Origin of the sequence: Haloferax profundi (assembly GCF_001469865.1) — an archaeon.
GTDB classification, from domain to species: domain Archaea; phylum Halobacteriota; class Halobacteria; order Halobacteriales; family Haloferacaceae; genus Haloferax; species Haloferax profundi.
Window position 1 is genome coordinate 1 of the sequence record NZ_LOPV01000600.1, and the last position, 12,938, is coordinate 12,938.

The following is a 12,938-nucleotide window of genomic DNA, read 5'->3' on the forward strand; positions in this document are numbered from 1 at the left end:
CCACCTCGGCTACGTCCGAAACCGACTGCCGTTCGAGTTCCGCCCACCCGGAGTCACCCTGCGACGGCGTCGACGTTTCGAACCCGAGTACACGAACGAAGAGGTCACGAAAGAACGCCGCCGCAGCGGTTTCTGGAGACTGGTCACTCCCGGTAAACTCGTCCAGTGACAGTTTTTGGTCGAGCAGGTGGCGTATCTCTTCTGTCCTGTCGTCGTTCATGAGTGGAAGCGCGGGGACAAGCCCCCAGCGATGCTGCAACCAGCCATGGTTGGTATTATCTCTCGAGGAGCGTAAACGTTAGCCTGGTTGACGTTATCGGCGGAGTGTCATGTCAATCGAGTTCGTGTCAGTGAGTGCTAAATTTAAAGTCGTCTGAAACGAAACAGTGACAGTATCGTCACTCGAGAATATGAGTTCCGCCATACAAAATCGACGTTCGACGGACAAGCCGAAGTGGCACACACGGTCGGTCGACCAGACACTCGCGGAACTCGAAACTGACGAGCAGGGGCTGACACAAACAGAAGCATCGAACCGGCTCGAAGAGTACGGGCCGAACGAAATCCAGCGAGAAGACGAGATTTCCCCCCTCGAAATCTTCATTTCTCAGTTCCAAGACTTCCTCATCTACCTCTTGTTTTTCGCCGCTGGCCTCTCGTTGGCGGTCGGTCTCCTCCCCGGAGAAGAACCCAACTACGTCGATGCAGGCCTCATCCTCGTGATACTGCTCGGAAATGGGATATTCGGGTTCGTGCAGGACTACCGTGCCGAGAAAGCCATGGAGGAGTTACGGGAACTATCGTCTCCAGACGCGACGGTGCTTCGAGACGGTGAGAAGCGGACCGTCGCCGCCAAAAACGTCGTTCCCGGTGACGTCGTCGTCATCGAGCAGGGTAGCGCGATTCCAGCAGATGCTCGACTTATCGAGGTTACGAACCTCGAGACGTTGGAAGCGCCGTTGACGGGTGAGAGCGCCGGCGTCAACAAGACCACGGACGCCCTCGATTCAGAGACACCACTGGCCGAGCGGTCGAACATGGTCTACATGAATACGGACGCGGTCAAAGGGCGGGGCAAGGCCGTCGTCGTCGAGACGGGGATGCGTACCGAAGTTGGGGGCATCGCGACGCAGATTCACGAAGCAGACGAGGGCCAGACACCCTTTCAGAAAGAGGTGGACAAACTCGGGCGGCGAATCGGTTACGGTATCGTTGGACTCATCGCACTCGTCGTCGTCGTGCAGTTGCTCTTCACGCAAGCGAGTACCATCGCCGTTCTGTTGACAGCCATCACACTCGCTGTGGCCGCCGTTCCGGAGGGTCTGCCTGCCGTGGTGACGTTGACGCTGGCGATTGGCGCACGGAAGATGGTCGACAAGAACGCACTCGTCCGTCGTCTTCCAGTCGTCGAAAGCCTCGGGTCTGTCGACGTGATTCTCACCGACAAGACAGGAACGTTGACCGAAAACCAGATGACCGTCACGCGCGTCGCGTTTGGTTCCGACGTGTACGAGGTGACTGGTACCGGTCTCGACACTGAGGGCGAATTCCTGCACGACGAAACGCACGTCGACCCAGACGTACTGGACCCCGTGTTGCGGTGTGGGTTGCTCTGCAACAACGCCGAGAAAGCCCCCGCATCTGAGGACAGAGAATACTACGGCGACCCGACAGAGGTCGCGCTACTCGTGTCTGCCAAAAAAGCCGACATCGAGCACAATGCTGAACGAGTCCGCGAGATACCCTTCTCCTCAGAACGAAAGCGGATGACCGTCTTGGTCGCAGAAGACGGGACGCACACCGCGTATACGAAAGGCGCCCCAGAGACGGTCTTAGAACGGTGCAATCGTGTGGCCGTCGACGGCGAAGTTCGGGAGTTGACAGACGAAAAGCGCGCAGAGATCGTCGAGACGACCGAAGCATTCGCTACGGATGCACTCCGTGTTCTCGGATTCGCCAAGAAATCGGTCGACGACCCTGACGGCGACGAACCGGCACTCGAAGATGACCTCGTGTTCCTCGGGTTGCAGGGCATGATCGACGTGCCTCGCGAGGAAGTCGACCGAGCAGTCTCTGACTGCCGGGATGCAGGAATCCGTGTCGTCATGGCGACCGGCGACAACCTCCAAACCGCGAAGGCTATCGGTGCTCAAATCGGGTTCGACCCCGAGGGTGCTCTGACAGGGACCGACGTGGAGAAGTTGAGCGACTCGGAACTGCGCGACGCCGTCGAGGACGTCGAGATATTCGCTCGTGCTGCACCCGACCACAAGGTCCGAGTCCTCAAGGCGCTTCAGTCGAACGGACACCGAGTCGCCATGACAGGTGACGGCGTGAACGACGCACCTGGCGTCCGGAATGCCGACGTGGGCATCTCGATGGGAATCCGCGGGACGGACGTCACGAAAGCAGCGTCTGACATGGTGCTGCAGGACGACAACTTCGTCACGATTCGAGACGCAATCGCAGAGGGACGAGGTATCTTCGACAACATCAGAAAGTTCGTCAATCTGCTGCTCTCGGCGAACGCTGGCGAAGTGCTCACCGTCTTCCTGGGCGTGCTCATCGGGAGCGCCCTCTTTCCGGACCTCTTTGCAGCACAGTCAGAAGCACTCATCTTGACGCCGGTCATGTTGCTGTGGATCAACCTCGTCACCGACGGCCTCCCAGCGCTCGCGCTCGGCGTCGACCCGAAGGCACCGAACGTCCTCGAACGCGACCCTCGAAGTACAGACGAGTCCGTCATCGACACGCGAGTGGTGATGTCTATCCTCACTATCGGCGTGACCACGACCATCACTGGGTTGGTCCTCTTCTTCCAGATGTTGGAGACCACCGAGTCGTTAGTGAACGCTCAGACACTGCTGTTCACGTTCTTCGTGGTCGCAGAGATGGGAATCATTCAAGTCATCCGACGGCGATTCGGCCAGCGTCTTCTCTCGAATACGTGGCTGGTCGGTGCAGTCATCACCTCACTGGTGCTTCAACTTCTCGTGCTGTACACACCGCTTGCAGGACTCTTCGGTGTGTACGCACTCGGCCTCAGAGAGTGGGGGTACATCGCTGTCGGCGTCCTCGCCGTCTTAGTCACGAACTACGTGATGTCTCTCGTCTACGACCGAGTATTGTAGTTCTCCGACCGTCGTTCGTCCGTGGTTCCCAGACTGTGAAAAGGAGTACCAAACTATTTCGAAATCGGGGTACAATTCAGAGGTGAAAGAACGGAGACGAATCACCATGACATACACACTCGAAATCAGCGACGAACTCAGAGCACGGTTAGACGGTCACTTGGAAGAAGACGAAACCTACGAGGAGTTCATCGACGAGTTACTGTCTATGTACGAGACAGAAGGGACGTTCCTCCAAGAGGGATACTCAGAATAGACAGACGAGTCGTCTCGCACTCCGTGGGAAGTGGACTGAACAGACTGACGAAGGTGGACGGTGGGGGTAGGATTCGAACCTACGAGGCCTCTCGGCCACCTGCGTTCCAGGCAGGCGCATTTGTCCACTCTGCCACCCCACCGGTATCCTGCCGCTTTTGCCAACGGCACGGTTCATCCGACAACATCGGGTTGTGAAAGTAAGGCGCAGTCTACGACTGTGGTCCGCCACCGGTCGCAGACTCTCTCCCTTCGTTCCACCCACCGGTGTCGACAACATCGAACAGTTGACCCCAGTTCTCGTCGTCTTCACTCTCTGGAAGTTGGTCACGAAGTTGCCTGAAGTCAGACGGTGGAACGAGTTCACTCACGAGGTCGATGATGACCCGGGCGTGGTACGCTGCGTCTGACGGGTCGCTGTGCTCGATTTCACTGACCCGAGAGAGATACTCTCGCCAGTCGAATCGCTCGCCGTGTTCCGCGACGGCGCCGGTGAGGTACCAATCGATTTCCATCGGGAGCGATGCAGCGAGGTCCTCGGCGGCACCTTCGGGAATCCGTTGTCCCAGTGTCGTCAACGTTGCGCGAATCGAACGCACTGCCTCGCCAGTTCCAGGGAGTTGCAGTCGATGTATGACCGTGCCGGTGAATTCGTCGAAGTCCATGGCTATCACCCACTGTGGATATTCGTCGTCCCACCGCAAGTACTCTTCGTCGTTTCAATAATACTATGTTTTGTGCGGCGCGAACTCCACTCGGAGACGGCCTCGCCGATGTCGGATAGATGAGTGTACAAATCGCTCTCGCCTCGTGGGAACACGCGCATGGTACAATATCGCACGAGACGTAGTACGTGGTGGTGGGACGATGGAGAACGCACGCAGGTTTGCAGACAGAACTGAAGCGGGTGAGATGCTCGCAGTGGAACTCGAGCGACGAGACGTCGACGCCGATATCGTACTCGCCGTTCCTCGGGGTGGTCTCCCGCTTGGACGGGCCGTCGCCGATGCACTCGGTGTTCCACTCGACGTCGTCGTCGCAAAGAAGATTGGGGCGCCGGGAAATCCCGAATACGCAATCGGTGCTGTCGCGAGCGATGGGAGCGTCTGGCGTAACGAAGAGGGTGTCGGGTGGTTTGGGTCCGACGACGACTACTTCGAACGAAAACGCGAAGAAGAAGCCGAAAACGCCCGCACGAAAGCAGCGCGATATCGGGGTGAACGCGAACCACCGGAGTTAGCTGGCAAGACGGTCGTCGTCGTCGACGATGGCGTCGCGACGGGGTCGACTATCAGAGCCTGCCTTCGGCACGTCCGAAACGCAGGTGCAGGACACATCGTGGTCGCGATACCAGTTGGTCCACCAGATACGATTCACGAACTCGAAGAGTTGGCCGACGAAGTGGTGTGCTTGAAAACACCGAGTAACTTCATGGCCGTTGGCCAGTTCTATCGGAACTTCGACCAAGTGTCGGATAAAGAAGCGATAGCGTATCTGGGAGGTGACTCGTGAGAACGATAGGTACAGACTTGGCACCACGCGGTGAACTATACAGTACCGACCGAACAGCGCGGATGGACAGCGAGCAGACAGCAGCGAGATACATCGAGAGAGACCAATGGATATCAGCGAAATCGTGTCGAAAGAGTACGTCGAATTGCCCCCAGAAGCACAGGTGTCGAAACTCGTCGGCGCGTTCGAAGACCCCACAGTCCAAGGAGTCATCGTTCGCGGCGACGAATTCGAGGGAATCGTCACGAGAAAACAACTCGCAACCTCACATCACCAACCCGAGAAAAAACTCAAATCGCTCGTCTGGCACGTCCCCCACCTCGCACCCGACGAGGACGTCCGAAACGTCGCACAACTCATGCTCGACAGCGATTCGAAGCTCCTCCCAGTATTCGACGGGCGCGAGCTACTAGGAGTGGTCACCGCCGACGACATCCTTCGTGCAGTCACCCCGTTCCTCGACGTAGCGACTGTCGAAGACGTCCAGACGAAGAACGTCGTCACTGTCGACCCGACGTCGACGTTCGGTGAAGCACTACACACCTTCCGCGAGAACCGAATTACCCACCTGCCGGTCGTCGAAGACGAGACAGCAGTCGGCGTCCTCAGCCTGTACGACGTGGTGGGCCTCACAGTGCGGCCAGAACAGAAGAGCAAGGGAGGCGACAGCAGTGGCACAGACTCGTTTGGTGGGGGGATTTCGAGCAGTGGGGGTCGTTCGCGCGGGGGTGGCTTCGGCGCCCGGGAGGGAGAGCTCAAGCGGATGCTCGATTTACCGGTCCGAGACGTGATGGCCGAACCAGTACGAACCATCGACCCCTCGGCCACACTCGACACTGCAGTCGAGGTGATGCTAACCAATGGAGTGTCGTCACTCGTCGTTACGACGGACGGAAGCCCATTTGGTATCGTCACGAAGTCCGATATCCTCGACTCGCTCACGTGGGAAGCAGGCGGCAATCAGGCCGTCCAGGTCTACGGAACGGACCTGCTCGACGACATGTCGTACGACGAAATCGTCGACATGGTCGAGCGACTCGCGAACAGAGACCAGCGAATGAACGTCTTGGATGCGAAGATTCACCTCCACGAACACGACGAGAAGCTTCGTGGGACACCACTCTTGTTCGCGCGAATCCGTCTGCACACCGACCAGGGGTTGTACCTCGCGTCTGGTGAGGGGTACGGTGCGAGTCACGCCATCAACCAGGCGCGGGAGGTCTTAGAGCGACAGATACGCGACAAGAAAACCCAAGGGCGAAGCAAGAAACCGAAGGACGAAGAGTACTGGGAGAAGCGCTTCGGCTGGATGCTGGAGGGAGAATAATCTGAGGGGTTACTTGTCGGCGCGCAGAACTACACGCGCCTCGCACTGAAGCGAGATTGTCGCCGGTGAACGCTGGTCAAATGCGCGCACCGACGGGGAATATGTACAGGGGTCGTTGGTCTTCCGGTGCACCGACGATGTCAGCGACTCTCTGGTCCCCGAAGGCTCCAATCGAGACAGTCGAAAGCCTGAGCGACTCGGCTTGGAGATAGATGTTTTCACCGACGTGGCCTGCTTCCATCGGCACGTACCGTCTGGCACCCCGGTCGCCATACTTCTGTGTCGTCCGTTCGTCGACCGAGCAGACGACGATGTCGACTGGTGCCGTTTCGACAGGGTCCTGGTCGAGGGCGGCCGCACGCAGTTCTGACCGGACGTCACCAGTCTGCCCGAGGACGAGTTCGTGCGTCTTCGGTCGGTAGCGATAGACGCCGTCTTCGAGGCCCGTCACACTGCCCGTTCCAACGACGACGTACAGTTCGATGGGGTAGAGGGCACCTGCGCTGGGTGCCGCCCGGTGCCCAGTCAACCGCTCTGTCACACCCTGCGCTGCCCAGAGCAATTGCCCGAGTTCGGCGACCGTTAGCGGCCGCTCGTCGTACGTCCGTCGAGAGCGGCGGTTTGCAATCGCTCGTTCGACCGAGACGTCGCTTTCTTTGTTCGCTTCGGGGAGAGAAACGATATTCGTAGTGGACTCACGCGTGTCATCGTCGGACCGTCCGAAAGTGAACAATCCGAATACGGCGTTGAAAACCGCAGAGAGGGCCAACAGCACGAGCGCTGTCACGATAGTCCGTCTCGAAGGCCGTTCGATAGTCATGTGTCACCATGTGTCCCGAGAGGTGAAAACACGGACTGGGAACCAGCCCGATACGTTACTCGCCGAGCCTCGATTTTAGACCCGACGCTTCCCCGCGTCATCGCCGCTGTACCTCGCCACCGGGTTGTCGAATCGACGTTGCGCACTCGCTACAGAGACCGACGTCCAGGTCGTAGTGGGCGGCGCAAACGAGTGCCCCACACCGTCTGCACCGATGTTCGGCCGGTGCTGCTTCGCAGATGGTACAGATACCCTGAATGCTCATCTCACGTCGTGGTCAACACGGCCATCTCTGCTCGGGCAACGATACGGGCGGTCGTACTTCCGAGGAATCGTTCGGTTCCCGCACTTCGACCGCGCGTCCCCATCGTGATAACGTCGGCATCGACCCCAGTCGCGTACGCGAGAATCTCGTTTTCGGGGACGCCGCGGAGGACGTCGGTCGTCACGGGGAGTTTCCGGTCTCGGGCTTCTTCTGCAAGTTCGTCGACGGCCCGTTCCCCACCTCGTTTGAGGAGCCCTACGATACTCCGTGGCGCGTCTTGGAACCCATACGTCGTCGTGTCGACGACGTACACCACGTGAACGTGTGCGCCGTATCGCTCGGCGATTTCCAGCCCGTGTTCTGCGGCGCGCATCGCGGCGTCGCTGCCGTCCGTCGGCACGACGACGTGATTGTACATCGTGTATCCCTCACGTGGAAGCTCCGTATCTGCATCGAGGTGTACGGCCAGCACGGGGATGTCCGAGAACGTCACCACACGCTGTGTCGTGCTTCCCAATCGAGATTCGCTGCGACTGGTCTCACCGTGTGTTCCCATCACCACGAGGTCGATGTCGTTCTCGCGTGCATAGTCGAGAATGGCGCGGTGAGGAATTCCTTCCACGACGGTTCGGACCGTCTCGATTCCGTGGGTCGTCGCTTGGGTTGCGACTCGCTGTGTCGCGTCTCTGCCACGCTTTTCAGAATACTGTCGGACCTCAGTTCGGTCCGCAGAGGTCAACGTCGGCGGTTCGGGACCGGTATCGACGACGTGGAGGACGTGGACAGTCGCATCCTCGATACGAGCGAAGTCGAGCGCTCGAACGATTGCGCCCTCGGCACCACCACTCCCGTCGATTGGGACGAGTATCTGGTCGTACATCACAGTTCACGGTAGGAGAGCGAGGTGCAAATAGACTCACCAACTGTCTGTCATTCTATAATTTTGAGTCAGTTCGAGAGCGTGCCCGAGACTGGAATCGCCTCACGTACGGTCCTCCTCTCGAACTCTCACATGTATCGTCCAAAAGCGCGTGGACGATTCCCATGGACTGGTACTGGCGCCCAAGGTTTTGGTGACAGCCGTACTACAATTGTCTGCTCATGCCAGTGAAAACCATCGCGGTAGAGGCCGTGACAGCGACCAAAGAGACGACGGTGAAAGAACTCGCCCAGACGATGCTCGACGAAGAGCTTGGTGACCTCGTCATCGTCGACGCGGGCAGACCAATCGGCATCGTCACCGACCGAGACATCGCACTCGCCGTGGCACAGTACGACGACGTGACGGACCTCACTGCAGGAGACGTCATGACGGAAGACCCGGTCACGATTCACGAGGATGCGACGGCAGTAGACCTCCCGGCCGCGATGGCCGACGGCCGGGTCCGCCGCATCCCAGTCGTCGGCGACGACGGAGAGTTGGTCGGAATCGCCACACTCGACGACGTCGTGGCGACGGCGGGTGAGATGTTGAAAGATGTGGCGACAGTCATCGAGTCGCAATCACGCGAATACGAACCGTCGAAGTAACTCGTGAGAGACAGGCGTGTCCGAGGGGTGGTCTTCGTCAGCCCTCGATTTTCTCGATTATCTTTCGGGCTTGAGAACGGGCATTCGACTTCCCAGTTTCTTCGGGGACGAGTACAGATTGGACGACCCAGTCGTCGCTCTCCTTTCGCCTTCCTGTTCGGACTTTGCTTCCAGTCTCTACGTCGTCGGCGACGTCGCTCGCCCACTCGGGTGTCCGAATCTCACTGAACTCGTCCGGGTCGCGAAACCGAACGTGGTAGTACTCCTCTTCTCGTTCGACTGCCTTCGGCTCGGGAATACTCGTCATAAGACTACGTTGTTTGTCCCCAATCATGACAGTTACCCCACATTCATCGCGAGGAGACTACCACCATCGACTGGACGACGACGCTCAGTGACCCAACGAAATAGAGAGGCGTGGGCGAGACCCACTGTAATACAGCCCTGGTCGACTATTCGTTCGGCTTGACCAGAATCTTGACGTGGTCGCTTTCGGGGTCGATGAGTCGTTCGAACCCTTCGTCGACGAGTTCGTCCAGACCGATTCTGTCGGTGATGAACGGGTCGGGGTCGAGTCGGCCGTCGCCGAGCATCTCGATGACCATCCCGTATTCCTCGTCAGAGCGGGGCCCACCGAGGTACGCGAGCGTCCCGGTCACGGTTCGCTCCCCGAGAACGACGTTGTTCAGGTGCGTGCTCGCCTCTTCTTCCCAGATACTCACGACAGTCGTCGTTCCGCTGGGGCGCGTACTCTGAACGGCGTCGTTGAACGAGGCTTCGACACCGGCAACCTCGAACGACACGTCGACACCACCATCGGTGTTCGAGGTGATGTACTCGACAGCGTCCGTGCTCGATGGATCGACGAGGACATCGGCACCGCAGTCCGCCGCCCGTTCGCGTCTCGCCTGTCGCGGTTCGGAGACGTAGATGGTGCCTGCGCCTGCCGCACGGGCGGCTTGAATCACTGCCAGCCCAATCGGGCCACTCCCGAAGACAGCGACCGAGTCACCAGCCTGCAATCCAGACCGGCGGACGGCGTGTAAGCCGACACTCAACGGTTCGACCAACGCCCCGTATTCGACGGGGACGTCGTCACCGAGCGGAACAGCGTGGTGTTCGTCGACGACGACGCTCTGCGCGAACCCACCGTTGCCCCCGGAGAGACCGAGGAATCCGATGGAATCGCAGATGTGGTAGTTCCCCTCTCGGCACTGTCGGCATTCGCCACAACTGAGGATTGGGTTAATCGCGACTGCATCGCCGACTTCGAGGTCAGTCACCGACTCACCGACGTCGGTGATGACTCCACTGTACTCGTGGCCCATCCGGATCGGTGCCGTCTCCTGTGAGAGCGGGTGTGGGTCGTCCCGTGGGACGAAAATCGGTCCCGCAGTGTACTCGTGAAGGTCAGACCCGCAGATACCGCACGAATCGACTTCGATTCGGACTTGTCCCTGGCCGACGGTATCTTCCTCGACGTCCTCGACACGGATGTCTTTCCGGTCGTAGTATAGCGCTGCTCGCATAACAGTTTATTATTGTTTGTATTTGCATTAAATGTTCTAGCCGAAAGTATACTATTATCAGAATATTTCATTCAATAAATTAATACTGTCACGAGGTACGGGACGATGGCTGGTGATGGGTATCGGTGGTTTTCGATGGAAATCCAGCTAACGCTGGGCGAGGAGCGTGTCTATTCGCTCGGTTCCAGCCTCAACGTACCCGCCGTGGAAGCAAAATGTGTGTTCGATTTCGAGGGAAGCGAGTGTTTCGACACTCTCCCACGCCATCTCGAGGTCGGGAGTCACGTCCTCTCGTGGGCCGACGAGTTCCCCCTCTACCACGTTGAGTGCATCCCCTGCCACGAGTAGTCGGTCTTCGGGGAAGTAGTACGACGTGTGTCCGGGCGTGTGCCCCGGGGTGTGAACAGCCTTCATCGGACCAGCGGTGGTTGCGAAGGTTTCGCCGCCAGTCAGTCGAACGTCGACTGTCGTCGGTTGGAGTCGTATCGACTGCCCACCACCTGATTTGAGTGGCTCCATTTCGCCTTCCAAGTATGGCGCTTCAGCTTCGTGGGTGAAGACGACAGCGTCGGTGCGGTCGACCACTGCTGCGAGACACCCAGCGTGGTCGAAGTCGTGATGCGTGACGACGACTGCCCACGTGTCGTCGACTTCGAGACCGTTCTCAGCCAGTGCAGCAGACAGGTCGGCGAGTCCGTCCGGGAGACCGACGTCCAAGAGGAGAATCCCCCGCGGAGTCTCGACTGCGACAGGGTTGAGTGTTAGTCGCCGGTCCCCGAGTGCGACATCGAGGGCGAGGCCGTACACGCCAGTCGTGAGTTCCATGTCACTGCATGGATGGCCATCCGCTTGAATCGTGACGCAGTTTGGGCGTCAAAATAGCCACTCTCCACTTCATCAGATGCCGGGGGCCACTGTGTGATGGGCCCAAAAAATCGAAGTCGGTGACCCGTGCCCACGAGTACGGGCCAACGAGAAGTCGTAACGTGAGGTGACGGCTTGGACTATTCGAAGAGTTCGACGGCCTGCTCGTAGCGGGCCGATGGCTCTTCCCAGTCGACAACTTCGAAGAACGCGCTGACGAAGTCGCCACGTGCCGGACCGTAATCGTAGTAGTACGAGTGTTCCCAGACGTCGAGGGCGAGGATGGGGTGACTGCCCCAGAGTGCGCCCTGGTCGTGCTTGTCGACAACGACGTTGCGGAGTTGGTTCGAGAACGAGTCGTAGACGAGGAGCGCCCAGCCACCGGCAGCGCCGGCAGCAGCCTCGAATTCACCCTTCCAGGCTTCGTAGGAACCGAAGTCTTCGGCGATGCGATCTGCGAGTGCGCCTTCGGGCTCGGCACCACCGTCGGCGGACATGTTCTGCCAGAAGAGGTCGTGCAGGATGTGACCGGAGCCGTTGTGCGTGACGTTGCGGAGTGCCCCCGCAGAGGAGCTAAAGTCGCCTGCGTCACGGTTCTCGGCCAGCGTCTCTTCGGCCGCGTTCCAGCCGTTTACGTAGCCCTGATGGTGGGTGTCGTGGTGCCAGGTGAGAACTTGTTCGGAGATGTGTGGTTCGAGTGCGTCGTAGTCGTACGGAAGCGGATCGAGTTCGTAGTCAGACATTGGAAATTCCATCTGATACACCGCACTGCAAGCACATGTAGCTTCCCTGAATTCGATTTACGTAGTCGTGTTGATAATTCACGGCCAATGACTCTAGGGAGAAGAATCCCCGATAGCATCTTCCGGTAGCACGATAGTTAACAGTGGTCAGTACCAAGCCCGCGCATGGATTTTGACGAGACACCGGACACCCGACGAACAGGAACGATTTCTGGGGAGGTCGTTCGCCACGGCACTGGTGTCAACTCGAACCGAGCCTTTCCGACGAACACCTACCCCTCGAACCACGACCCATTCGTCCTGTTCGAGCGGTTCTATATCGACCCGGAGACTGGATTCCCGATGCACCCGCACCGCGGGTTCGAAATCGTCTCGTACATGCTGGACGGTGGAATGGACCACGAAGACTCACTCGGAGTCTCCCACACCGCATCCGAAGGCGACGTGATGCGAATCACGGCAGGGCGAGGGATCCGCCATTCCGAGTTTCCAGCGGATGGAGAAGCGTGCAACGGCCTCCAACTGTGGGTGAACCTCCCCCGTGAAGCCAAGACTGTCGAGCCGGACTACACGGACGCGAGTAGTGACGAACTCCCAACTGAGCAAGTCGATGGCGCGACTGTTACGACGGTCATCGGGGACGGGTCTCCCGTCGAACTCCAAACGCCCATGGAGTACCTAGACGTTCACGTCGACGACGCGTGGACGTGGGATATCGCCGAAGGGTGGACGGGGTTCCTCTACGGTGTTTCGGGGACAGGAACAGTCGATGGAGAGCACTTTGAAAGTGGGGATGTCTTCCCTGTGCGCGACGCCCAGAGAGTCGACACTCGCACCGACGATGCACTCCGTTTCGTCGCCATTTCAGGTCAACCGCACGGAGAACCGATACGTCAGCGTGGACCGTTCGTGCTGTGAATCCAGCTTTTTCAGAACGTCTCGTCTGGATCGGACCGACAGCA

The 12,938-nt window shown here is 58.9% G+C and carries 14 protein-coding genes and 1 tRNA gene; 6 read left to right on the forward strand and 9 right to left on the reverse strand.

What is annotated here, in order from left to right:
* Positions 1–220: hypothetical protein (locus tag AUR66_RS17495; RefSeq protein ID WP_157533211.1), on the reverse strand; the 220-nt coding region annotated here is incomplete at its 3' end.
* 190 nt (positions 221–410) lie between these two features.
* Between AUR66_RS17495 and AUR66_RS17500 the strand changes: the two genes are divergently transcribed.
* Together AUR66_RS17500 and AUR66_RS22300 are read left to right on the forward strand one after the other, a co-directional pair.
* Positions 411–3,131, forward strand: coding sequence for a cation-translocating P-type ATPase (locus tag AUR66_RS17500; protein ID WP_058573448.1), 2,721 nt, complete (start codon positions 411–413; stop codon positions 3,129–3,131).
* 106 nt (positions 3,132–3,237) lie between these two features.
* Entirely contained in the window at positions 3,238–3,387 is a 150-nt protein-coding gene (locus AUR66_RS22300; protein ID WP_197409858.1) for a DUF7557 family protein, read from the forward strand.
* A gap of 58 nt (positions 3,388–3,445) precedes the next feature.
* On the opposite strand, the gene AUR66_RS17505 is transcribed toward AUR66_RS22300, so the two are convergent.
* Both AUR66_RS17505 and AUR66_RS17510 read right to left on the reverse strand, forming a co-directional pair.
* Positions 3,446–3,529, reverse strand: a tRNA-Ser gene (locus AUR66_RS17505).
* Positions 3,530–3,598: 69 nt separating this feature from the next.
* A complete protein-coding gene (locus AUR66_RS17510; RefSeq protein WP_058573449.1) occupies positions 3,599–4,051 on the reverse strand; it encodes a DUF2267 domain-containing protein in 453 nt (150 codons plus the stop codon).
* Between the two features lie 202 nt (positions 4,052–4,253).
* Between AUR66_RS17510 and AUR66_RS17515 the strand changes: the two genes are divergently transcribed.
* Positions 4,254–4,898 carry a phosphoribosyltransferase gene (locus AUR66_RS17515; RefSeq protein ID WP_058573450.1) on the forward strand — a complete coding sequence of 215 codons (645 nt, stop codon included), beginning with the start codon at positions 4,254–4,256 and terminating at the stop codon, positions 4,896–4,898.
* 106 nt (positions 4,899–5,004) lie between these two features.
* Positions 5,005–6,225, forward strand: a complete 1,221-nt coding sequence (locus tag AUR66_RS17520) for a CBS domain-containing protein (protein WP_058573451.1) — start codon at positions 5,005–5,007, stop codon at positions 6,223–6,225.
* Positions 6,226–6,301: 76 nt separating this feature from the next.
* Here AUR66_RS17520 and AUR66_RS17525 read toward each other — a convergent pair whose 3' ends face one another.
* Both AUR66_RS17525 and AUR66_RS17530 read right to left on the reverse strand, forming a co-directional pair.
* Positions 6,302–7,045, reverse strand: a complete 744-nt coding sequence (locus AUR66_RS17525) for a SagB/ThcOx family dehydrogenase (RefSeq protein WP_058573452.1) — start codon at positions 7,043–7,045, stop codon at positions 6,302–6,304.
* Positions 7,046–7,311: 266 nt separating this feature from the next.
* A complete protein-coding gene (locus AUR66_RS17530) occupies positions 7,312–8,190 on the reverse strand; it encodes a universal stress protein (RefSeq protein ID WP_058573453.1) in 879 nt (292 codons plus the stop codon).
* A gap of 221 nt (positions 8,191–8,411) precedes the next feature.
* Here AUR66_RS17530 and AUR66_RS17535 point away from each other — a divergent pair, with 221 nt between their 5' ends.
* Entirely contained in the window at positions 8,412–8,840 is a 429-nt protein-coding gene (locus AUR66_RS17535) for a CBS domain-containing protein (RefSeq protein WP_058573454.1), read from the forward strand.
* A gap of 37 nt (positions 8,841–8,877) precedes the next feature.
* Here AUR66_RS17535 and AUR66_RS17540 read toward each other — a convergent pair whose 3' ends face one another.
* From AUR66_RS17540 to sod, 4 genes are all read right to left on the reverse strand, one after another.
* Positions 8,878–9,147: a hypothetical protein gene (locus AUR66_RS17540; RefSeq protein ID WP_058573455.1), complete on the reverse strand. Its 270-nt coding sequence runs from the start codon at positions 9,145–9,147 to the stop codon at positions 8,878–8,880.
* A 145-nt stretch (positions 9,148–9,292) separates the two neighbouring features.
* Positions 9,293–10,369, reverse strand: coding sequence for a 2,3-butanediol dehydrogenase (locus tag AUR66_RS17545; RefSeq protein ID WP_082682269.1), 1,077 nt, complete (start codon positions 10,367–10,369; stop codon positions 9,293–9,295).
* 147 nt (positions 10,370–10,516) lie between these two features.
* Positions 10,517–11,194, reverse strand: a complete 678-nt coding sequence (locus tag AUR66_RS17550) for an MBL fold metallo-hydrolase (protein WP_058573456.1) — start codon at positions 11,192–11,194, stop codon at positions 10,517–10,519.
* Between the two features lie 179 nt (positions 11,195–11,373).
* A complete protein-coding gene (gene sod / locus AUR66_RS17555; protein ID WP_058573459.1) occupies positions 11,374–11,976 on the reverse strand; it encodes a superoxide dismutase in 603 nt (200 codons plus the stop codon).
* Positions 11,977–12,141: 165 nt separating this feature from the next.
* Here sod and AUR66_RS17560 point away from each other — a divergent pair, with 165 nt between their 5' ends.
* The gene (locus AUR66_RS17560) at positions 12,142–12,894 is read left to right on the forward strand and encodes a pirin family protein (RefSeq protein WP_058573457.1); all 753 of its coding nucleotides are present in this window, start codon (positions 12,142–12,144) and stop codon (positions 12,892–12,894) included.
* Positions 12,895–12,938 lie beyond the last annotated feature (44 nt).